A 22,207-nucleotide genomic window follows, 5' to 3' on the forward strand; every position below is an offset into this window, starting at 1 on the left:
CTACCAGCCGGCGCCATGAATGGCATCGCTGCGAGCTGTTGGACTTATATATCGAGGGTTCCTAGGCTCGGGGCCATGACTGTTCCCACCATCACCCTGAACTCCGGACATGCGATCCCCCAGCTCGGCTTCGGCGTCTTCAAGGTCCCGGCCGACGAGGCCGAGAAGGCCGTGACCAGCGCCCTCGAGGTCGGCTACCGCCACATCGACACCGCCGCCATCTACGGCAACGAGGAGGGCGTGGGCGCCGCGATCGCCAAGAGCGGCATCCCGCGCGACGAGCTGTTCGTGACCACCAAGCTGTGGAACGACCGCCAGGCCGGCGAGGAGCCCCATGCGGCGATCCGCGAGAGCCTCGAGAAGCTCGGCCTCGAGTACGTGGACCTCTACCTCACGCACTGGCCCACCCCCGAGAAGGACACCTACGTCAACGCCTGGCAGAAGCTGCTGGAGATCCGCGACCAGGGCCTCTCCCGCTCCGTGGGCGTCTCCAACCACCTGCCCGAGCACCTCGACCGCCTCGTGAAGGAGACCGGCGAGGTCCCGGCCGTCGACCAGATCGAGCTGCACCCCGCGCTCCAGCAGCGCGACGTGCTCGAGTGGGCCGGGAAGAACGGGATGCACATCGAGTCCTGGGGCCCGCTGGGCCAGGGCAAGTACCCGCTCTTCGAGGAGTCCGCCGTGGCCGACGCGGCCTCCGCGCACGGCGTCACCCCGGCGCAGGTCGTCATCCGCTGGCACCTGCAGCGCGGCTTCATCGTGTTCCCGAAGTCCACGCACCGCGAGCGCATGGAGCAGAACTTCGACGTGTTCGGCTTCGAGCTGTCGGCCGACGAGGTCACCGCCATCGACGCCCTCGACACGGGCGACGGCTCGGGCCGCGTGGGCACCCACCCGCTCGAGTTCAACTGATCCGAGCGACGACGGGCGCCCGAGGGCGCGCGTCGTCAACGGGCGCTCGTCTTCTGCTCGTGCGCTGCGCCTGACAGCATGGGCCGGGGCTCTGCCGACGGGCTGAGTCCCGGCCCCGCCCGTCGGGCGGAGCGGCTCATCCACGGTCCCCGGTCGTCGGCGGAGCGGCTCACTCGCCGGCCCCGCCCGTCGGCCCGCATTCCGCCCCCACTGCCTCCGGCGAGCGCCGCTCGCCGGCCCGACCGCGTCCGCGGCCGATCTCATGACGACACAGGAGTCTCTGCGATGAAGCATTTCCCCCTTCCGGGCACCGAGATCACGGCACCGAACGTGGTGCTGGGCCTCATGCGGATCAACGACAAGTCCGACGAGGAGATCCGCACCCTGGTGAACACGGCCCGCGATGCGGGCATCGACTTCTTCGACCACGCCGACATCTACGGCGGCGACCACCTGTGCGAGCGCCGCTTCGCCGAGGCGATGCACCTCAACGCCGCCGAGCGCGAGCAGATCACCATCCAGACGAAGGCCGGCATCGTCACCGACGGCCCCTACTTCGACTACTCCTACGAGCACCTCATCGAGTCGGTTGAGGGGTCGCTGAAGGCCCTGCGCACCGACTACATCGACATCCTGCTGCTGCACCGCCCCGATGCCCTCATCGAGCCCGACGAGGTGGCCCGCGCCTTCGACGACCTGCACGCCTCCGGCAAGGTGCGCGCCTTCGGCGTCTCCAACCACACGCCTCGCCAGATCGACCTGCTCAAGCGCTCGGTGACCCGTCCGCTCGTGGCCAACCAGCTGCAGCTCTCGATCACCCACTCGCCGATCATCGCCCAGGGCATCGCCGCGAACATGAGCGGCGAGGAGCAGTCCAACGTCCTGGACGGCGGCGGCATCCTGGACTACTGCCGCCTGAACGACATCACCGTGCAGGCCTGGTCGCCCTTCCAGGGCGGCTTCTTCGACGGCGTCTTCCTGGGCAGCGACAAGTACCCGGACCTGAACGCCGTGGTGGACCGCCTCGCCGCGAAGTACGACGTCGCCCCGGAGGCCGTGGCGACCGGCTGGATCACCCGCCACCCCGCGAACATGCAGGTCGTGCTCGGAACCACCACCCCGCAGCGCGTCACCGACTCGGCCGACGGCTCGGAGCTGCCGCTCACCCGCGCCGAGTGGTACGAGCTCTTCCGCGCGGCGGGCCACCGGGTGCCGTGATCCCGGCGGGAGACGATCCTGGCGGGGACGGCGGAGCCGATGAGCACCGGCCCCGCCGGGATCGTGCCACCGCCGAACTCGTGGTGCTCGATGTCGACGGGACCCTCTGCTTCGACGGGCGCACCATCGCGGACGACATCGTCGAGGCTCTGCGCGACGTCGGCGAGCGGCACCCGCTGGCCTTCGCCTCCGCGCGCCCGGTGCGCGACCTGCTGCCAGTGCTCCCGGAGGATCTCGCCGATAGCGCTCTGATCGGCGGGAACGGCGCCTTCGTGCGCCCGGCTCGGGTCACCGACGTCGAGGTCGTCGGCTTCCCTGCCCCTGCCAGGGCGCTGCTCGACGAGATCATCGAGGCGCACTCCCTGCCCGCGCTCGTCGACGGCCCCTGGGACTTCTCCTTCACGGGCGACGAGCAGCACCGCATCTTCCGTCAGCTCGACGCCGAAGGACTCGCCCGCAACGTCCCGCGCAGCGCGCTGCCCGACTACGCGAAGGCAGTGCTGTTCACCGAGGACCCCCAGGTCATCGATCAGCTGCGGGCCGCCGGACTGAGCGTGTCCGTCCACCCCGACGAGCACCTGATCGACGTGGCACCGAGCGGCATCACGAAGCATTCCGCGCTGCGCCGCCTCGGCATCCGCGACGGCGCGTACACCGCGTTCGGGAACGACGTGAACGACGTCGAGCTGCTCAGGCACGCTCGCCGCAGCATCCGGGTCGGCGGGCACCCGGCACTCGACTTCGCCCATCGCACCGCGGACCGGACCGAGGTGGCGGGAGCACTCGTTCAGCTGGGCGGGTGAAGGGGCGCGGGGACTGCCCGCGGGTGCTATGCCACGTCGGAGCGCCTCCCCATCAGGCCGTGTCACGGACAGGCGGATGTGCGACTTCCAGCGGGCCCCTGTCACGGACCGGCCTATGCGCGACATCCGTGCAATATGCGGCACGGATGTCGCGCCCGCGCCGCTCCATGACATCGCTGGGCCCCATGCAGGGCGACCCGCCGCAGCCCCCGGCCCGGACAGACCGGCTGGAACTGCTCGGCGCCGACTGCGCGGCGCCAGCTTGGCGGCGCCAGCTTGGCGGCGCCAGCTTTGCGGTGCTGGCTGTGCCACCCCAACCGTGTTGCGCGGACGGCCACCCACCACCGTGAGGTGCGTCTCGTATCACTCCCGGCCCACCGGTCCCACCCGGGGATCACACTAGCCTCGAGCCAAATAGGCAAGCCTTGCCTTGTCTCCGCATGAGTCATCGCTTCCCCGCCTATCCCCCATCCCCCGTCCTCTTCGCACGTGCCCGCCCCGCCGCCGGCCGTCCGTCCGGCCGTCCGTCCGTCCGTCCCCAGGAGTCTCCGCATGCGCCGTCGTGGTTTCCTCTCTCTGACCATCCCCGGTCTCCTCGCCCTCGCCAGCTGCTCGTCGACCGCAGCCGATTCCGGCTCATCGGCGAGCGACGGGGGCGGCGCCGGCTCCGGGGCCTTCTCGTACTCGCCCGAGGGGTACGACGGCCTGACCGTCGAGCTCGACCAGACGCCGAAGAAGATCGTCGCCGACATCTACTCGGCCGCCGCTCTCCAGCCCTTCGGGATCACCTTCGCGGGAGTCTTCGGCTTCGGCAAGGGCGCCGGCGGCCAGGGGGACCTGGACCTGGAGAAGGAGAACATCATCGGCCTCGATGCCGAGTTCAGCCTCGAGAAGCTCGCCGCCGCGACCCCCGACCTCGTCATCGGGGTCGGCAACGAGAAGGGCGACGGCTGGACCTGGTGGGACGAGAAGGTGACCACGCAGGTCTCCGAGGTCGCACCGTTCCTGCCCGTCCGCATGAGCGGCACGCCCCAGGAGATGATCGACCGCTACACGGGCGTCGCGAAGGCGCTCGGCGCCGATGTCGACACCCCGGAGCAGAAGCAGGCCAAGAAGGATTTCGATGCCGCGACGGAGCGCGTCCGCGCGGTCGCCGAGGAGAAGAAGGATTGGCTGACGGTGATGGCCCTGAACATCGCCGGCGACGACATCTACACGAGCGACACCCTCGGCGTCACCACCATGCTCGCCGACCTGGGGCTGAACCTCGTGGGCCCCGAGGCCCCGAAGGACAGCGCCTGGGCCACGTCGACCTGGGAGAAGATCAGCGACTACGACGCCGACGTCATCCTCCTCGCCGAGACGTCGACCGGCTACGAGGAGAACCCCCTGTGGACCTCGCTCCCCGCCGTCGAGGCCGACCAGGTGGGCAGCTGGGACGACAAGCGCGCGTACTCCTACACCGTGCAGACGACGTGGCTGAACGACCTCGCAGAGGTGCTGGAGAAGGCCGAGGACGTCGTCAAGTGAGCCCGTCCGCCGGCACGGCCGCACCTCGCGGACAGGTCGCCGCCCCCGGGGGTCCGGCCGAACTGCCCGAGGAGTCGCCGTCGGGGACGGAGGACGCGACGCCGCCGGGGACCGAGGACGCGACGGCGGTCCTGGGCGCCGGCACCGACGCCGACACCGACGCCGACACCGGGCTCGACACCGACGAGCCGATCCGGGTGGGCGGCACCGGCCGGCTCCTGCTCGCCGTCGGCCTCCTGCTGCTGCTCGGGCTCGCGCTCCTGGCGAGCCTGTGCATCGGGGACCGGCAGATCCCGCCCGGGACGGTGCTGCGCTCGCTCCTGGAGCACGACGAGGCCACGGTCGACGGACGCGTGGTGTGGGGCTCGCGGGTCCCCAGGACCCTCGGCGGCCTCGTCGTCGGCGCCGCCATGGCCGTCGCCGGAGCGCTCGTGCAGTCGCTGACGCGCAACCCGTTGGCGGACCCCGGGATCCTCGGCGTGAACGCGGGCTCCGCCCTCGCCGTCGCCGCCGGGACCTCACTGCTCGGCATCGCCGGGATGGCGGGCCAGCTCTGGCTGGCGCTGGCCGGTGCGCTGATCGCCACCGTGGCCGTGCTCGCGATCGGTGCAGCCGGACGCAGCGGCGGCGATCCGGTGCGGCTGACGCTCTCCGGCGTGGCCTTCGCGGCCGTCGCCTCCGGCTTCACGACCGCGGTCACCCTGCTCGATCCCGCGGCCTTCGACGCCATGCGCTCGTGGGCGGCGGGCTCGCTGTCCGTGCGAGGACTGGGACCGGCCCTGCGGGCCGTGCCGTTCATCGTCGTCGGCCTGCTGGCGGCGATGCTGACCGCGCGCTCGCTCAACGCGATCGCTCTCGGCGACGACCTGGCCGCGACCCTCGGGGTGCGGCTCGGACGGGCGCGCGCCATCGGCATCCTCGGCATCACCCTGTGCTGCGGCGCGGCGACTGCGATCGCCGGCCCGATCGGCTTCGTGGGCCTGATGGTCCCGCACGTGGTGCGCTGGGCGACGGGACCGAACCAGGGGTGGATCCTGGCGCAATCGGCCCTCGGCGGGCCGGTGCTGCTGCTCGCGGCCGACGTGGTCGCACGGATCGCCGCTCCCGGCGGGCTCCCCGTCGGCGTGGTCACCGCGTTCCTCGGCGCCCCGGTGCTGATCGCGATGGTGCGCTCGAAGGCGGTGTCGACCCTATGACCGCACGCAGCATCGCCCAGACCTCCCCACCATCGGCCTCCCCTGCTCCGCCGAGCGGCAGTGGGCAGGAGAGCGGCAGTGAGCAGGAGAACGGCAGCGGGCAGGAGAGAAGTGGGCAGGAGAGCCGCAGCGGGCAGACGGCCCCCAGGGCGCCGCGCACGCTCAGGCTCCCGACCCTCGGACGGGGCCACGTCCCCCTCCCGCTGCGCACGCTCGGCGTGTGCCTGGCGATCCTGATCGCCTGCATGGCGATGCTCGTCCTCGCCGTCAGCACAGGCGACCTCATGATCCCCGTGCGACAGGTGGTGCCGGCCCTGTTCGGCGCCGGGGACGGCGGCACGGTCCTGGTGGTCCAGCAGTGGCGCCTGCCGCGCGGGCTGATGGCGCTGCTGCTCGGGGCCGCTCTCGGCATCGGCGGCGCGATCTTCCAGTCCCTCACCCGCAATCCGCTGGGCAGTCCCGACGTGATCGGCTTCGGGACCGGCGCGTACACGGGCGCCCTCATCGTGATCCTGCTGCTGGGCGGCTCGTACCTGGGCACGGCCGCCGGTGCGCTGATCGGCGGCACGGCCACCGCCCTCGTGGTCTACCTGCTGTCCATCACGAAGGGCGCCGGGAGACGCGGCATCCAGGGGTTCCGCCTGATCGTCGTGGGCATCGGCGTCTCCGCCATGCTCTCCGCGGTCAACACCTGGTTGGTGCTGCACGCGGAGATCGAGGACGCCATGCGCGTCGCGGTCTGGGGCGCGGGTTCGCTCAACGGGGTCTCCTGGGAGCAGATGCGGCCCACGATCATCACGGTGGTCGCGCTCTGCGCCGCCTGCGTCGTCCTCGCCGAGCGCATGCACATCCTGGAGATGGGCGACGAATCGGCGTCGGCCCTGGGGGTGCGGGCGGAGGGCACCCGGCTCGCGCTGATGCTCACGGGCATCACGGCCGTCGCGCTGGTCTCGGCGGTCGCGGGACCGATCTCCTTCGTCGCCCTCGCCGCCCCGCAGATCGCCAAGCGCCTCACGCGCTCGCACGGCATGGCCATCGCACCGGCGGCGCTCATGGGCGCCCTGCTGCTCATCGTCAGCGACTACGTCGCGCAGCGCATCAACCCGACCAGCCCCCTGCCCGTCGGCGTCGTCACCGTGTGCGTCGGCGGCATCTACCTCGTGTGGCTGCTCATCTCCGAAGGAAGGAAGCACCTGCGATGAACGCCGGGCAGACAGGCACGACGAGCGCGGCGGAGCTCGACACCCTCCCACCGGCGCGCGCCGCATCCGGGGCCGCGCCTTCGCGGCTCGCCGCGCGCGGGGCGAGCATCGGCTACGGCGAGCGCACGGTCATCGAGACCCTCGACGTGCAGATCCCGGATGACTCCTTCACGGTGATCATCGGCCCGAACGCCTGCGGGAAGTCCACGCTCCTGCGGTCCATGTCGCGCCTGCTCAAGCCCAGCTCCGGGCACATCGTGCTGGACGGGAAGGACATCCGCTCGATGTCGCCCCGCGCGGTCGCGACGCGGCTCGGCCTGCTCCCGCAGTCCTCGATCGCGCCCGACGGCATCCGGGTCGGGGACCTCGTGGCACGCGGCAGGTTCCCCCATCGCGGCGCGTTCTCCCGCAACACGCCGGAGGATCGCGCGGCCGTGGCGGCCGCCCTCGCGGCGACGAGCACGCGGGACCTGGCGACGCGCCTCGTGGACGAGCTCTCGGGCGGGCAGCGCCAGCGCGCCTGGATCGCCATGGTCCTCGCGCAGGAGACCGACCTCCTGCTCCTGGACGAGCCGACCACGTACCTCGACATCGCGCACCAGATCGGTGTGCTCGAGCTCTGCGCGCGGCTCAACGCCCAGGGGCGGACGATCGTCGCGGTGCTCCACGACCTCAATCACGCGTGCCGCTTCGCCACCCACATCATCGCCATGCGGGACGGCCGGATCGTCGCCGAGGGCGCACCGCAGGAGATCATCACGCCGCGTCTCGTCGAGGAGGTGTTCGACCTGCCCTCGGTGGTCATCGAGGACCCCACGACGGGCCGGCCGCTCGTCGTGCCGCGCCCCTCGTCCTCGTGACCGGCGAGGCGGGATCACCTGCGGATCGAGCGTGCGCTCCAGCGGCCGTCCTCGTGGCGCACCGCGATCGGATGGTCGAAGGCTGCGGAGACCGCCTCGGTGCTGAGCACGTCCCGGATCGGGCCCTGCGCGCTGGCCACGCCGTCGCGCAGCAACAGAGCGTGCGTGACAGTGGGCGGGATCTCCTCGAGATGGTGGGTGACCAGCAGTGATGTGAGACCGGGGTGGGTGCGGGGCAGTACCTCGAGTGTCTCCATGAGCTGCTCGCGGGCGGCGACGTCCAGGCCCGTCGTCGGCTCGTCCAGGAGCAGCAGCTCGGGATCGGTGACGAGGGCCCTGGCGATGAGGGCGCGACCGCGCTCGCCCTGGGAGAGCGTGGGCCATATCGACCCGCGCTTGGTACCCAGCCCCAGCATCTCCATGAGCTCGCGAGCGCGGGCGATCTGCGCGGGCTCCGGCTCCCAGCGCATCATCTTCTCGGCGGTGCCCGTGAAGCCGGTGAGCACGACCTCCTCGATCGTGAGCGGCGAGCGCACCTTGTGGCGCGGGTCCACGTGCCCGATGCGCTCGCGCAGGGCGCGCAGCTCGACGCGTCCCACCTGGTCGCCGAGGATCCGCACGGTCCCGCTCGTGGGATGCGCGTTGCCGCCCGCGAAGCTGAGGATCGTGCTCTTGCCGGCGCCGTTCGCACCCAGCATCACCCAGTGCTCGCCCCGGCCGATCGCGAAGGTCACGCCGGGCAGGATGAGCTTTCCGGACCGCTGGAAGGTGACGTCCTCGAAGGAGAGGACGGGGGCAACGGGGGCGGTGGTCATGGTCCTCCTCGGGACGAGATCGCTCGGCGGGCGGGCCGACGGGCGGACGCGGTCGGCCAACCCTCTGCCAAGCATGCTGCGGCTCCGCCCGCCGATGGGGCAGTGCCGTCCGATCCTGTCAGGCATCGCCCGTGGACGACGGCCCCCGTCAATCCCTGGGCGCGAGGACGCGGCGGCAGAGCCTTTCGATGCGGGTGGGGACGTGCCCTCCGACCAGTCATCGATGCGCTCGGTGAGGGGAAGCGTGAGATTCCCACGCTCCCCCTCACGACTCGTCGATCCTCCGCCCTGAGATCGAGCGGCGTCACGCCGTGAAGCGGCGCACCGTCTCTCGGATCGTCTCCGCGTGGGCATAGATGTCGTCGACGCCCTCGATGCGATGACGGGTCTCGACCTTGTTCTCGTCGAAAAGTCCGATGTGCTTCGTGCTCTTCCCGTTGAACCAGAGCCTGGCGATGGTGCGGCGGTTGTTGTCGTCGAGGAGGACGGCGAAGTAGGACTTCGAGTCTCGCTGCGTCACCCGCTGCGGCTTCACCTCGCTGCAGGCGATCGCCTTCACGACCTGATATCCCGCGAGCTCCTCCTCAGTGGTCACCACGTCGCCCTTGACAGGCGCCTCGACCTCGGGAGCGCCCTCGCCCGTCCCTTGAGCCGCGGCCTCCGCGGCGTCGGGGACTGCGGGCTCGGTGTCCCCGAGCGCGGTCTTGAGGCGCGCATTCACCTGCTCCTTGAGGAACTGCCGCGTCGCCTTCTCGGTGAGCTCGGTGAACTGACGGATGTTGTCCACGGTCCCGCGCCGATCCGAGACCCTCCCCAAGAGCATTTTGACCCACTCGGGTGAGGGGTCCCGGAACTCCTCGGCCACCTGGCGCTTCAGCGCACCCACGTACTTCAGCTCCTCCGCGGAGCTGATCACCGAGTCGAGGTTGAAGGTCTCCTTCGTGAGCTTCTTGAGCTCCGGGAGCGTGGTCTCGTCGATCTCGAGCATGTCCAGAACCAGGAAAGGACGCTCGTCCATGATGTTCGGGGCGTCCAGGTCCGTGTAGAAGTTGAAGACCTGGCCGTTGGTGAGCACGCCGATGCGTGCGTTGGTCACGGAGAAGTACCGGAAGAGCTGCGAGGCGTGCTTGATGTCGAGGGCGTCGCCGATCCGCTTGCACTCGATGAGGATCTGGACCTCGCCCTCCTTCATGATCGCGTAGTCGACCTTCTCCCCCCTCTTCGTCCCGTGGTCTGCGGTGAACTCCGGGACCACCTCGAGGGGATTGAAGACGTCGTACCCCAGAACCCTCGAGATGAAGGGCATGATGAACGCGTTCTTGGTCGCCTCCTCTGTCTGGATGGACGCCGACTGCGTGCGGATCTTCGACGCCAGATCGGCGATCGCTTCCTCAAAGCTCATGGATTGCTCCTGAAAACGCTGAAGCAGGCATGACCTGCATGCGCGGCACTGCGCATGAGCACATCTTGCGGCTTCCCCGGGCCCGAGGGGGACGAATCCGAGAAATCGCCTCATGGGCGGTTGCAGCGCATCATCCCTGGACGGCCGCGTCCTGAACCGTGCCCGTGAGGGCGCGTCATCCGACGGGCCCGAGCGAGGCCCCCTCGACGAGGGCGCCCACGCGCAGGACGTGCCGCGCGTGCCCGTCGGCCCCCGCCCCGTGCTCCCCCGCGTCCGTCAGCTCGACCATCCGCTCCACGGCCTCGCGCGCGACCGCCTCGATCGGCAGGCGGATCGTCGTGAGGCCCAGCAGGTCGAGCCCGTCGCTGATGCCGTCGAAGCCGACCAGATGGACGTCCTCGCCGATGCGCACCCCGCGGGCGCGGGCGGCGCGCATGAGCTCGAGCGCCGCATAGTCGACGGGGGCGACGATGCAGCTCAGGTCCGCGTCGGCCGCGGCATCGAGCGCCCTGGCGACGCCGGCCCGCACGGGCAGCAGGTCGATCTCGCGCACCGTCGCCCCGTGCTCGCGCAGCCGCTCCCGCACGCTGCGCATGCGCAGATCGAACACGCGCGAGTAGAGGACGGGCGCGACCAGCAGCCCCACGCGGCGATGGCCGAGGGCGAGGATGCGATCTGCCATCATGCGGCCGTGCGCTGCCTCGTCGTAGCTGATGGACTCCAAGCGCGGATCATCGTTGGGGCGGCCCACGATCATCACCGGCACGGAGGCGTTCGCGGCGACGATGTCCTCGGGCGGGGTGACGCCGGTGGCGACGAACGCCCCGGCCACGCGCATGCCGACGAGCCGCCGCAGTCCCACCACCTCCTCGGGCCCGTACTCGTGGGGGAAGGCGGAGACGCTGATCAGGTGGCGTCCGCGCTCCTGCGCCGCGGCCTGCAGGGAGCCGATGAGCAGGCCGTACGCGGGGTTCGTGGCGTCGCGGACGACGAGCCCCAGCACGGTGCGCTGGGTGAGCCCGCCGGCGAGCCCGCCCGCGACCAGGTTCGGCACGTAGCCGAGCTCCCGCGCGGCCTCGTGCACGCGGATCTTCGCGTCCTCCGAGACGCTCGAGCCGGGCTGGAAGACCCGCGAGACCGTCGAGCGCGAGACGCCCGCACGCCGGGCCACGTCGTCCATGGTCGAGGTGGGGCGCGCAGGTACGGCCGACGTGCACGCGGGCTGTCCTGGATCCTGCGACTGGTACGGCGAGGGCGGCATCTTCTGTCCTCCGGAGGAGAGGGGTCGACGGCATTCTGCACGGCCCCCATCACAGCTCCACGACGGCCACATGGCGCCCGGGTGACACCACGGAACCGGTCCGCGGAGCGCTCGCGACGGGCGCGGGGCGTTCGCCTCAACGTCTCCGGAACTCTGCGTGAACCCCGGCCGACGTCGGCCCCCGAACCGGGCGCCGCCCGGGCCCGCGACCCCCTCACCTCGCCTTTGGGAGCGCTCTCACCTGGCGTTCCATGTCCAGGCCACCGCCTCGTCACGCCTCGTTCGCGAACATTGCCCGACCTCCCGGCCCTTCCTACGGTGAGATCGCCTCGCCCCGGAGCCCGCCTCCGGAAGCGCCCTGGAGCAGGTCTCCGGACCGGCCCGCCGACGCACGGCGCGCATCCTCCAGGGCATCTCCGCAGCGATCCGCGAGGCGCGTCGAGACCCCTCTTCGTCCCCTGATCCCGAGGAGCCCCGCATGTCCTCCTCCGCCGCTGTCCCCGCCACGACGGCCGGTCGGTCCGCCGTCCTCACACCGCCCGCCCCCACGACCCCGGACGCCGGGGAGACGGGGACCGACGCCGGGCGGGCCGCGTCCCGGCCGCCGCTGCGCCGTCGGCCGATGAGCCCCGTGCGGCGCCGGCGCACGATCCGCGAGGCGCTCCTGTTCTGCCTGCTGATCCTGCCGAACCTCGCGGCGATCCTCGTCTTCTCCTACTGGCCCGCGATCTACAACATCGTGCTGAGCTTCATGGACTGGGACCTGGTCGCGCCCATGCCCGAATGGGTGGGGCTCGAGAACTACATCGACCTGTTCACCGACCCGGAGTTCTGGTCGGTCATGCTGAACACGCTCGTGTTCACCACGGTCACCGTGGTCGGATCGCTCGTGGGCGGCGTGCTGCTGGGCACGCTGCTGGCCACGAAGGTGCCGTTCACCGGCTTGGTGCGCACCTTCGCCTTCGCTCCGCACATGCTCCCGGGCGCCGCGGTCGGCATGCTCTGGCTGTTCATGTTCGATCCGAGCTTCGGCCTCTCCCGCTTCCTGTTCAACCTGGTGGGGATGGATTCGCCGCAGTGGACGACCACCTCGGACTGGTCGCTGGCCGCGGTCACCGTCGCCTACCTCTGGCAGCGCCTCGGCTTCGTCACCGTCATCTACTACACGGCGATCCTCGACCTCCCCAAGGACATCCTCGAGGCGGCCTCGCTGGACGGCGCCCACGGCGTGAAGATGCTGCGCCACATGGTGCTGCCGCTGCTCAGCCCCATCACGTTCTTCCTGTCGGTGACGGGGGTGATCGCGGCGGCGCAGGCCTTCGACCTGATCTCGATCCTCACCGGCGGCGGCCCCGGGATCTCCTCCTCCACCCTCAGCTGGATGATCTACGAGGAGGCCTTCCAGAAGTTCGACATCGGCAAGGCCTCCTCCGCCGCGACGGTGCTGCTGGTCCTGCTGCTGGTGCTCACGTTCATGCAGGTCCGCTTCGGCGAGAAGAAGGTGAACTACGCGTCATGACCACCACCGCGCGCACCCCGGGCCCGCTCTCCCGCCTGCTCCCCGGCCGCAGCCGCCAGGAGGACCGCACCGCCGGCGCCGTCCGTCGGCCGCTCTGGCAGACGATCGTGCTGACCATCCTCGTCATCGCCTCGCTGCTGGTGTTCCTGGTCCCGATCTACTGGCTGTTCAGCGGGGCCGTGAAGTCGAACTCCGACATCTACTCCTGGCCGCTGAAGTGGTTCCCCACCTCACTGCACCTGGACAACTTCTCCTCCGCCTGGAACGCCGCGCCCTTCGACCGGTTCCTCGTGAACTCGGTGATCACGACGTCGGTGGGGACGGCGCTGGAGATGTTCAACGCGATCCTGTGCGCCTACGCCTTCGCGTTCGTGCACTTCCGGATCAAGCGCCTGCTCTTCCTGTTCCTCATCGGCTCGATGATGCTGCCCGGCCACGTCACCCTGATCGTCAACTACATCACCGTGGGCAACCTGGGCTGGCTGAACACTTACCAGGGCCTGATCCTGCCGGGCATCGGATCGGCGTTCGCGATGTTCCTCCTCTACCAGCAGATGCGCACGATCGACCCGGAGATCCTGCAGGCCGCCGAGGTCGACGGCGCCGGCCACCTGCGCCGCATGGTGCTCATCGTCGTTCCCATGAGCTGGCCGATGATCCTCACCGCGACCCTGATCGTGCTGGTCGGGAAGTGGAACGAGTACGTGTGGCCGCTGATCGTCACCTCGACCGCCTCGATGCGCACCCTGCCCATCGGCCTGCTGTTCCTGCGCAGCCAGGAGGGCTACACGAACTGGGGCGCGCTGCTCGCGGGCACCGTCATCGCGGCCGCCCCGATGCTGCTCCTGTTCTTCCTGGCCCAGCGCCGCATCATCGGCGGCATGGCCGCCGGGGCGCTCAAATGACCCGCCCGTCCCGCTCGTCCCGCCCGTCCCCGCTCGCACCCATCCGTCGACCCAACCGCACATGACCCACCCCCGCACTCCTGGAGGCCCTGCCATGTCCCGTTCGCTCCTCACCCCGTCCCGTCGCCTGGCCGCTCCCAGCAGGCGCTCCCTCCTGGCAGGCCTCGGCCTCGGGGCAGTGGGCCTCGGCGCCGCCGCCTGCGGCGCCCCCGGCGGCTCCGACGACGCCTCGGAGCCCGTGCGCGACGGCTTCTCGCAGGCCGACATGGAGATCCCCGCGAAGTACAAGGGACGCACCGCGATCCTGTTCTGGGCACCCTTCACCGGGAACCTCTACGCCGAGGTCCAGAAGCTGTTCACGAAGTTCAACGAGTCCCAGGACGACATCGTCGCGATCAGCGAGTCCCAGGGCTCCTACGCGGACCTGAACCAGAAGTTCACGGCGTCCCTGCAGGCCAAGGCCGTACCGGACATCGTCTGCTTCCCCGAGATGCAGTGGCTGCAGTTCTTTTTCTCGAGCGCTCTCGCCCCGCTGGACGACTACTTCGACGACGACTGGAACCTCGACGTCTACCTGCCCAACTACGTGGGCGAGGGCAAGGCTGCCGGCAGCACCTACGTGGTGCCCTTCGCCCGTTCGAACCCGCTCTACTACTACAACAAGACGCTGTACAAGAAGCTCGGGCTGCCCGAGGAGGGACCCAAGACCTGGGACGAGCTCGCCGAGTTCGCCCCCGAGATCACGAAGGTCCAGGTCGACGGCAAGCCCATGGCCGCGATGACCTTCAGCTCCGCCGACGAGTGGTTCGGACAGGCCGACATCTGGGCCTTCGGCGGCCAGAACTCGAAGGACTTCGAGGTCACGATCGACCAGGACCCGGGCGTGGAGTGGCTCGAGTGGCAGCGGAAGTTCATCCACGAGGACGAGTTCGCGTACATGGCGAAGTCCTCCGGCACGGACTTCACGACCGGGATCTCCGCCGGCACCCGCGGCTCGACAGCCTCCCTGCGCGGCTTCACCGACGAGGCGGACTTCGAGGTGGGCGCCGCGTTCATGCTGGGCCAGGTCAACGCCCCCACGAAGGTGCCCACCGGCGGCAGCGGCCTCTCGATCGTGCGCTCGGACTCCAAGGAGCGCCAGGACGCCTGCGCGGAGCTGTTCCGCTTCCTCGCCGAGCCGGAGAACTCCGCGCAGTGGCACAAGGGAAGCGGCTACGTGCCGATCGTGAAGGCGGCCAAGGACACGAAGATCGTCAAGGACCTCGTGAAGGAGGACCCGAACTTCAAGGTCGCCCTCGACCAGCTGGAGAACGCCCACACGGCCGACCGCACGAACTGGTTCCAGGGCGCGGTCACCGAGATCGCCGCCGCGATGGCCCAGGTCTACGGCGACAACAAGGAGGCGAAGCCGGTGCTCGACGCCCTCGCCCCGAAGCTCCAGGAGGTCCTGGACGACAATCGCGAGGACATCGAGAAGGTGCTCGGCTGATGCCTCCGCTGATCGTCGGGCACCGCGGCGCGAAGGACGTCCTGCCCGAGAACACCCTGATCTCCTTCCACCGCGCGATCGCCGACGGCGCCGATGTGCTCGAGTGCGACGTGCACCTGAGCGCCGACGGGCGCCTCGTGGTCATGCACGACGCCCGCATCGACCGCACCGTCTCGGAGGACTCGCCCCGCCGCTCGGGTGCGATCGCCGAGCTCACCGCCGCCGAGCTGGCCGACGTGCGCGTGGGCGGCGGACGCGAGGGCATCGGGCACGAGGCGGCGCCCGTCGGGCTCGCCGGGGCGGGCGGATCCGCCGGGTCCGACGGGTCCGCCGGAACGGCCGGCGACTCGATCGTCGAGGGTCAGAAGGTGCCGTATCTCGAGGAGGTGCTCGACCTCGCGGCGGACGCGCAGGTCCCGCTCCTGCTCGAGGTAAAGGCCCCCGCGGCGGCCGAGCCCGTCGCGCGTCTGCTGCTCGCCCGCGCCGCGGCCGGGAGCGGGGCGGGCGCCGCGGTCCCGTCGTCGCTCGCGGACGGGTCTCCGTCGTCGGTCGCGGACGGGACTCCGTCGGCCGACGAGGGGCCCGGCGGCGCCCCGGCGTCGCATGCGCTGGTCGGGCCGTCGGGCAGGGACCGGGTCGTGGTGATCTCGTTCCTGCGCGAGGTGCTCGAGACGCTGCGCGAGGTCGCGCCGCGACAGGCGATCGGCCTGATCACGAAGACGCCCACGGAGGACGACTGGGAGTACGCGACCCGGATCGGCGCGCGCACCTTCGGTCTCACCCTCACCAATCTGCGCGAGCACGACGTGATCCGTGCGCAGGAGGAGGGGATGGCGCTGAACGCGTGGACGCTCAACGACCCGGACGCGGTCGTCTTCGCGGCCGAGATCGGCGTCGACACCCTCACCACCGATGATCCGGCCTGGGCGCGCGCAGTGCTGGACGCGACCGCCCTCGAGCAGTCGGCACTCGCCCGCTGACGCCGTGCTCTCCGGTCAAGCCACCACTCCCCGCCCGGCTCGGCGGTACCTCCAGCCGCCCACGGCGTGCGCGGCGGGACCGGCGGGAACGGCGGGAACGATGATGGCCAGGATCTATGACAGGAATCGCCCGATCTCGTCATAGATCCTGGCCATCGTGCTGTCCTCCGGGCGAGCCCGCGGACGACGGGAGGCGACGAGGGCGGTTCGGGGTGCCCAGCGCCCATACTGGACATCAGATCCGCCCGGAATCGCATCCCACCACCGGAGGCCCCGATGCGCCGCATGCTCCCGTTCCTCACGCTCCAGCCCGCGCGCGGCCAGTACGCCGCCGAGGCGATCGCCCTGTACACGAGCCTGTTCGGCGAGGGCCGCGTGGTCAGCCGCCAGGCGTGGCCGGAGGGTGCGCCCGGTCTCGAGACCCTGGATGATCCGGCGGAGGCCGTCCAGCTCGCCGAGATCGAGATCGTCGCCGGTCAGCGGCTGCGCCTGAGCGACACCCTCATGCGGCACGGCTGGGACATGACCCCGGGCGTCTCGTTGTGGATCGACTGCGCCGACGCCGCCGAGCAGGAGCGCGTGTTCGGCGCGCTCGTCGAGGGCGGCATGGCCCTGATGCCGCTGGACGACTACGGCTTCGGCCCCTTCGGCTGGGTCCAGGACCGCTTCGGGGTGACCTGGCAGCTGGGCGTCGCGGTCGACGGCCCGGAGGATCCCGCGGTCTGAGAGGCCGCGGCCCCTGCCACGGCCCTGGGGCCAGTCCCCGCCCTGGGTACAGACCCTCGCGCCGGCCCCGGCCCCGGTCCCGGCCCTGGGCCCGGGACCGACGGATCAGTCCGCCTCGGCTCTCTCGTCACGTCCCGCCCCGTCGGCCCGATCAGTCGGTCCCGCCCTGTCGGCGCGGTCGCTCGGCTCCGCCCCGTCGGCCTTCTCCTTCGGCCCCGCCCCGTCGCCCCCGGACGCCGCGACCCGGTCCGCCGGCGATTCCTCGGCGGCCCGAGGCGAGTCCGCGAGGAAGGCGTTCAGCCACCGCGCCTGCGGGTCGGAGTCGACGAACAGCTCCTTGACCAACAGGGTCATCGGTACCGAGAGCAGTGCGCCGGCGGCGCCGAGCACCCAGGACCAGAACAGCACCGAGAGGAACGAGACGCTCGCGGAGAGGCCCACGGCGTGCCCGGTGACCCGGGGCTGCACGAGGCCCTGGAGGATCATGGCGACCGCGACGCAGAGCGCGACCACCGCGACCGCGGTCCACGGGCCCTGGGCGAGCAGAGCCATGAGCGTGGGCGGGATCATCGCGAAGATGAAGCCGATGTTCGGGATGTAATTGCACAGGAACAGCAGCACGGCCCAGACCCCCGGCAGCGGCACGCCGAGCGCCCACAGGGCGAGCCCGTCGATGACCGCGACGACGGCGCCGAAGGCGGTCGTGACCAGCCAGTACGTGCGCACCGAGTGCGCGAAGTCGAGCAGCGCGTGGTGGGCGCGAGGGTGGGTCCGGCGCACCACGTCGAGGCGTGCGGGCAGGCCCGCCGCGTCCAGGCCGAAGAAGACGATGGTGGCGACGGCCGCGGCGAGCAGTCCGCCGAGCGCGCCCAGCGAGCTGAGCGCCTGGTTCAACAGCCCGAACAGGCTCGAGAAGTTGAAGTCGGAGAGCCACTGGTCGATCTGGTCCTGGCCGACTCCCCAGCCGGCGAGACGGTCCAGGCTGCTCTGCAGCAGCGCGTTGAACTGCGTGCCGTACCGGGGCAGCTGCCCCACCAGCTGAGAGACCGACCAGCCGATCGCGAGGAAGAAGACGGCGAGCGCGAGCAGCACCCCGATCATCCCGGCGATCGAGCCGAGGATCCGGGGCGCGCCCAGGCGCTCGATGCCGCGCGCGAGCGGCTGCACCGCGATCAGCAGATTCAGGGCCAGGAACACGGGCACGATCAGACCCGCGACCTGCTGCATCCCCTCGAGCACGAGCCAGATCGCCGCGAGGCCGACGAGGATCATCAGCCCGTGCGGCAGGAGGGTGCGGCGCTCGCTCATGGAAGGATCGTAGGACGCCCACGATCATGGAGCACCGATGCCCCTCACCTCGCCACTCCCCCGGATCGCCGTCTGCGGCATCCACATCGAGTCCTCGACGTTCACGCCCTACGTCTCCACGGCCGCGGACTTCGACGTGCGCCGGGGCGATGCCGTCCTCGAGCGCCATCCGTTCCTCGCCCCGGGGTCGCCGCTGCGGGGGGCCGCCGACTGGAGCGGCGTGCTGCATGCCGGCGCCCTGCCCGGCGGTCCGCTCGCGCGCGAGGACTTCGACGTGTGGAGCGCGGAGATCCTCGAGGGCCTCGCCGAGCTCGTCTCCGGATCCGGGCCCGACGCCGGGGCGCCGCTGGATGCGCTCTGGTTCGACATCCACGGCGCCATGAGCGTGATCGGCATGGACGACGCCGAGGGCGCGCTGATCACCGCGATCCGCGAGGTGATCGGCGAGGACGTGCTCGTGGGCACCTCGATGGACCTGCACGGCAACGTCTCCCCGGCCCTGTTCGCGGGCTGCGACCAGCTCACCTGCTACCGCACCGCCCCGCACGTCGACGTCGCGGAGACCCGCGAGCGCGCCGTGCGGAGCCTGCTGGACGCGCTCGCGGCAGCGCCTGTCGGCGTCCCCGCCTCGAAGCCCCGGCGAGCGCTCGTGCACGTGCCGATCCTGCTGCCCGGAGAGATGACCTCGACCCGCGTCGAGCCCGCGGCCTCGCTGTATGCGCGGATCCCGGAGCTCGCGGCGCGCGAAGGGGTCACCGACGTCTCCTACTGGATCGGCTTCGCCTGGGCCGACGAGCCCCGATGCCAGGCGGCGGTCGTCGCCTTCGGACCGGACGGCCGGGCGGTCGACGGGGCCGCCCTCGAGCTCGCGACGGCGATCTGGGAGGCCCGGCACGACTTCGCCTTCGTCGCCCCGACCGGCTCCTTCGAGGAGTGCCTGGAGGCGGCGATCGCCTCCCCCGCGCGTCCCTTCTGGATCTCGGACTCCGGCGACAACCCCGGCGCGGGCGGGGCCGACGACACGACCGGCTGCCTCGCCGCTCTCGCCGCCCGCCCCGAGATCCGCGCGGGCGAGGTCACCGCGCTGCTGGTCTCGATCGTCGATCCCGAGTCAGCGGGTCGTGCCGCGCAGCTGGGCGTCGGTGGCTGCGGCGACGTGAACGTCGGCGGGCGGATCGATGCCCGCGATCCCGGCCCTGTCCCGCTGCAGGTCGAGGTGGAGGCGCTCGACGACTCCCCCGCGACCGGCGTCGCCGCGGTGCTGCGGGTGCTCGCACCCGCGGAGGGCGAGGCGCCGTCCGCGCCGCGGTCGACGAGGCTGCGGCCCACGGAGCCGCGCCCGACGGGGCTGCAGATCGTCGTCACCTCGCGCCGCGCGCAGTTCTCGACCACCGCGATGTTCGAGCGGCTGGGCCTCACGATGACCGGACCGGACGTCGTGGTCGTGAAGATGGGCTATCTCGAGCCCGACCAGCACGCCGCGGCGGCCGACTGGATGATGGCGCTGACCCCGGGCGGGGTCGACCAGGACCTCGTGCGCCTGGGCCACCGCCGGATCGCCCGGCCGATGCTCCCCTTCGACGCCGAGATCCCGGTCCCGTCGGCCGCGGACGTGCTGCACTGATCCGAGGCCGCCCGGGCCCGGATCCGCGCCTGAGCTCACCCCCGGTGCGCGTACAGGTCGCGCAGCAGCGCGATCTCGGCGAGGTGGTGGATGAGCTCGCGGTTGATGTGGCCGACGATCGCTGCCCGCGGATGTTCGGCGAACGGGCCCTCGGCAGGGCCGCAGGGCAGGGAGAAGTCGCCCTCGCTCCAGGAGCGCAGTCCGGTGATCCAGCGCGCGTACTCGGCGTCCAGCTGGTCCAGCGCCTCCTGCGCACTGCCCGCGTAGTCCCAGCTGAAGTAGTCGACCTCGGGCCCGTCGAAGTGGCCGTGGCTGCGCATCGCGAGCACGCCCACGATCACGTGCCCGAGCCGCCAGGCGATCGTCGTGAAGGGCGGCGGGGTGGGCTCGGGGAACGCGAAGTCGATGACCAGGTCGCCGCTGCCGCCCTGCGTGCCCGAGCGGACCTCGGCGCGCGGGTGCACGCTCCAGGCCGGGCCCGCGGACTCCGGCGTCGGATCGTAGAAGTACTCCTCGTCGGTGAGCCCTTCCAGGCGGGGCCGGGCGATGTCGTCCCAGTGCCCCTCGATCTGCGCGAGGAGGGCCCCGCGGGTGGTGGTCCGGTCGTAGTCCTCGTGCTGCTCGCTCGTCTCGTGCTGCTCGTTCATCGTGCTCTCCTCCTGTGCTCCTGCTCGGCTCACCACCCCTCGGGCGGCCAGGTGCCGCCCTCGGCGAGGGCGTTGAGCTCGTAGGTGCCCTTGCCGTCGATGCTCTCGCGGATGATGTCCGCGTGCCCGGTGTGCCGGGCGAGCTCCTCGATGAGGTGCAGGGCGCTCCAGCGGTTGTTCCAGTGCTCGGCGCCCGTGAACCACGGGGCGTCGGGGATCGGGACGTCGGTGTCGAGATCGACCTTCCGCAGCAGGGATCCTGCAGCCCGCGCCTGCTCCTCGAGGGCGTCGATGAGTCCCTGCGCCGTGTCGTCCGCGCGGATCGCCGCGGCGTCGATCGCGCCCTCCGCCTGCGCCTGCTCGGGAGTGCGCTCGGCGCCGGCGCCGGGCTGCGGCGCCTCGCAGATGCCGCCGAGGATGTTCTCGGTGACATAGAGGGCGTGCCTGGCCAGGGCGCCCAGGCTCATCGTCGAGACGCTCGGGGCCGCGGCGAGCTGCTCGGGCGTCAGACCGTGCAGGGTCGTCCCGAGCTGGCGGATCTGCTGGGAGGCGAAGGTCGCGAGGGCGTCGCGCTCGTCGGTCACATCTGCGGTCAGGAAGGACATCTCGATCTCCTCGGGTCGTGCGGCGCGCCGTGGCGCCGGCGGGACGTCCGCCGGAAGCGGACCGATCGGCCGACGGCGGTTCCCGTCGACCGGCAGATCCGATGCTCCTCGCCCGTGCGGACAGGAAGTGTCCGCGAACTCGTGCAGACTCTCCTCATGACCGACGTGACCCGCAGGACCCTGCGCCTGCTGAACCTGCTGCAGTCGCGCACCGTGTGGACCGGCCCCGAGCTCGCCGACGAGCTGGGCGTGACCACGCGGTCCGTGCGGCGCGACGTGGACCGCCTGCGCGACCTGGGCTACCCGGTGCTCGCCTCGAACGGGCACGGCGGCGGCTACCAGCTGGGCGCAGGGCGGGCCCTGCCGCCGCTGCTGCTCGAGGGCGACGAGGCGACGGCGATCGCCGTCGCCCTGCGCCTCGCGGCAGGATCGGGGATCGACGGGCTCGGCGAGCAGGCCGTGCGCGCGCTCGCCAAGCTCGACGGGATCCTCCCGCCCAGCGTGCGCTCCGAGGTCTCCGCGATCACCGACGCCCTGCACGTCGTGGATGCGCGCGGAGGCGACGGCGCCATCCTCTCCTCCACCCTGGTCACGCTCACCCGCGCCGTGCGCGACGGTGTGCAGGCGCGCGTGGACTACGAGCGGGCCGACGGGCATCGCGCCGTGCGCCGCCTCGAGCCCTACCGGGTGCTCTCGATCCAGGGCCGCTGGTACCTGTTCGCCTGGGACCTGGACCGCGAGGACTGGCGCACCTTCCGCCTGGACCGCATGCGCGAGGTGCGCGCGAGCACCTTCCGCTTCACCGCCCGCCCCACCCCCGACATCGAGTCCTACGTGCGCGAGTCGATCAGCGTGGGCGCCTACCCGATCGGCGCCCGGGTGCGGATCCTGCGCCCGGCGGGCGAGGTCGCCCCACGCATCCCCGCCTTCGCCGGCACGGTCACGCCCGACGGGGACGACGCCTGCATCCTGCGCTCGGGCGCCCGCGACCTCACCTGGGTGGCCATGCAACTGGCCCGCCTCGGCGAGGAGATCGAGGTCATCGAGCCGCCCGAGCTCGCCGAGGAGATCGCGCGGATCGGGGACTGGGCCCGCGGGGCCTGAGGGGGCGACCCCACCCCACCGCGGTCCATCTGACGTTCGGGTGGGAATTCGCACCCCATTCCCACCCGAACGTCAGATCGACCCGGGATCCGGGATCCGGG

20 protein-coding genes are annotated in these 22,207 nt (G+C 71.3%); 14 read left to right on the top strand and 6 right to left on the bottom strand.

The features are described from left to right. The first annotated feature begins 75 nt into the window (after positions 1-75). From FHG10_RS17020 to FHG10_RS17050, 7 genes are all read left to right on the top strand, one after another. On the top strand, positions 76-912 hold the full coding sequence (locus FHG10_RS17020; protein ID WP_152354560.1) for an aldo/keto reductase: 837 nt from the start codon (positions 76-78) through the stop codon (positions 910-912). A gap of 285 nt (positions 913-1,197) precedes the next feature. Next, positions 1,198-2,130, top strand: a complete 933-nt coding sequence (locus tag FHG10_RS17025) for an aldo/keto reductase (RefSeq protein ID WP_152354561.1) — start codon at positions 1,198-1,200, stop codon at positions 2,128-2,130. A gap of 80 nt (positions 2,131-2,210) precedes the next feature. Continuing rightward, positions 2,211-2,933 (top strand): HAD hydrolase family protein, encoded by a 723-nt coding sequence (locus tag FHG10_RS17030; RefSeq protein WP_193636369.1) that lies wholly within the window; start codon positions 2,211-2,213, stop codon positions 2,931-2,933. 552 nt (positions 2,934-3,485) lie between these two features. Continuing rightward, a complete protein-coding gene (locus tag FHG10_RS17035) occupies positions 3,486-4,463 on the top strand; it encodes an ABC transporter substrate-binding protein (protein WP_152354563.1) in 978 nt (325 codons plus the stop codon). Further along, the gene (locus FHG10_RS17040; RefSeq protein WP_193636370.1) at positions 4,460-5,659 is read left to right on the top strand and encodes a FecCD family ABC transporter permease; all 1,200 of its coding nucleotides are present in this window, start codon (positions 4,460-4,462) and stop codon (positions 5,657-5,659) included. The genes FHG10_RS17035 and FHG10_RS17040 overlap by 4 nt, the downstream gene beginning before the upstream one ends. Beyond that, positions 5,656-6,861: a FecCD family ABC transporter permease gene (locus FHG10_RS17045; protein WP_152354564.1), complete on the top strand. Its 1,206-nt coding sequence runs from the start codon at positions 5,656-5,658 to the stop codon at positions 6,859-6,861. Before FHG10_RS17040 ends, FHG10_RS17045 begins: the two co-directional genes overlap by 4 nt. Next, positions 6,858-7,721, top strand: a complete 864-nt coding sequence (locus FHG10_RS17050; RefSeq protein WP_152354565.1) for an ABC transporter ATP-binding protein — start codon at positions 6,858-6,860, stop codon at positions 7,719-7,721. Before FHG10_RS17045 ends, FHG10_RS17050 begins: the two co-directional genes overlap by 4 nt. Positions 7,722-7,735: 14 nt before the next feature. Here FHG10_RS17050 and FHG10_RS17055 read toward each other — a convergent pair whose 3' ends face one another. From FHG10_RS17055 to FHG10_RS17065, 3 genes are all read right to left on the bottom strand, one after another. Beyond that, positions 7,736-8,536 carry an ABC transporter ATP-binding protein gene (locus FHG10_RS17055; RefSeq protein ID WP_152354566.1) on the bottom strand — a complete coding sequence of 267 codons (801 nt, stop codon included), beginning with the start codon at positions 8,534-8,536 and terminating at the stop codon, positions 7,736-7,738. A gap of 304 nt (positions 8,537-8,840) precedes the next feature. Further along, positions 8,841-9,938: a type I restriction endonuclease gene (locus tag FHG10_RS17060; protein ID WP_152354567.1), complete on the bottom strand. Its 1,098-nt coding sequence runs from the start codon at positions 9,936-9,938 to the stop codon at positions 8,841-8,843. 175 nt (positions 9,939-10,113) lie between these two features. Further along, on the bottom strand, positions 10,114-11,199 hold the full coding sequence (locus FHG10_RS17065; protein WP_152354568.1) for a LacI family DNA-binding transcriptional regulator: 1,086 nt from the start codon (positions 11,197-11,199) through the stop codon (positions 10,114-10,116). Positions 11,200-11,677: 478 nt separating this feature from the next. On the opposite strand from FHG10_RS17065, the gene FHG10_RS17070 reads away from it, so the two are divergent. From FHG10_RS17070 to FHG10_RS17090, 5 genes are all read left to right on the top strand, one after another. Beyond that, entirely contained in the window at positions 11,678-12,718 is a 1,041-nt protein-coding gene (locus FHG10_RS17070; RefSeq protein WP_152354569.1) for a carbohydrate ABC transporter permease, read from the top strand. Continuing rightward, positions 12,715-13,623 carry a carbohydrate ABC transporter permease gene (locus FHG10_RS17075; protein ID WP_152354570.1) on the top strand — a complete coding sequence of 303 codons (909 nt, stop codon included), beginning with the start codon at positions 12,715-12,717 and terminating at the stop codon, positions 13,621-13,623. Before FHG10_RS17070 ends, FHG10_RS17075 begins: the two co-directional genes overlap by 4 nt. Before the next feature lie 94 nt (positions 13,624-13,717). Further along, complete coding sequence (locus tag FHG10_RS17080) at positions 13,718-15,112, top strand: ABC transporter substrate-binding protein (RefSeq protein ID WP_152354571.1); 1,395 nt, start codon at positions 13,718-13,720, stop codon at positions 15,110-15,112. Continuing rightward, positions 15,112-16,092, top strand: a complete 981-nt coding sequence (locus FHG10_RS17085; protein WP_152354572.1) for a glycerophosphodiester phosphodiesterase — start codon at positions 15,112-15,114, stop codon at positions 16,090-16,092. Before FHG10_RS17080 ends, FHG10_RS17085 begins: the two co-directional genes overlap by 1 nt. 276 nt (positions 16,093-16,368) lie before the next feature. After that, a complete protein-coding gene (locus FHG10_RS17090) occupies positions 16,369-16,818 on the top strand; it encodes a VOC family protein (RefSeq protein ID WP_152354573.1) in 450 nt (149 codons plus the stop codon). 105 nt (positions 16,819-16,923) lie between these two features. On the opposite strand, the gene FHG10_RS17095 is transcribed toward FHG10_RS17090, so the two are convergent. Then, on the bottom strand, positions 16,924-18,126 hold the full coding sequence (locus FHG10_RS17095; RefSeq protein ID WP_152354574.1) for an AI-2E family transporter: 1,203 nt from the start codon (positions 18,124-18,126) through the stop codon (positions 16,924-16,926). 37 nt (positions 18,127-18,163) lie between these two features. On the opposite strand from FHG10_RS17095, the gene FHG10_RS17100 reads away from it, so the two are divergent. Continuing rightward, positions 18,164-19,750 carry a M81 family metallopeptidase gene (locus tag FHG10_RS17100; protein WP_152354575.1) on the top strand — a complete coding sequence of 529 codons (1,587 nt, stop codon included), beginning with the start codon at positions 18,164-18,166 and terminating at the stop codon, positions 19,748-19,750. Between the two features lie 35 nt (positions 19,751-19,785). Here the strand turns inward: FHG10_RS17100 and FHG10_RS17105 are convergent, their stop codons facing one another. Together FHG10_RS17105 and FHG10_RS17110 are read right to left on the bottom strand one after the other, a co-directional pair. Continuing rightward, positions 19,786-20,397, bottom strand: a complete 612-nt coding sequence (locus FHG10_RS17105) for a DinB family protein (RefSeq protein ID WP_152354576.1) — start codon at positions 20,395-20,397, stop codon at positions 19,786-19,788. 29 nt (positions 20,398-20,426) lie between these two features. After that, a complete protein-coding gene (locus FHG10_RS17110; RefSeq protein ID WP_152354577.1) occupies positions 20,427-21,002 on the bottom strand; it encodes a mycothiol transferase in 576 nt (191 codons plus the stop codon). 156 nt (positions 21,003-21,158) lie between these two features. On the opposite strand from FHG10_RS17110, the gene FHG10_RS17115 reads away from it, so the two are divergent. Continuing rightward, positions 21,159-22,106, top strand: coding sequence for a helix-turn-helix transcriptional regulator (locus FHG10_RS17115; RefSeq protein ID WP_152354578.1), 948 nt, complete (start codon positions 21,159-21,161; stop codon positions 22,104-22,106). Positions 22,107-22,207: the final 101 nt, after the last annotated feature.

It is taken from the genome of Brachybacterium subflavum (assembly GCF_009299795.1).
In the GTDB taxonomy this organism is placed as follows: Bacteria; Actinomycetota; Actinomycetes; order Actinomycetales; family Dermabacteraceae; genus Brachybacterium; species Brachybacterium subflavum.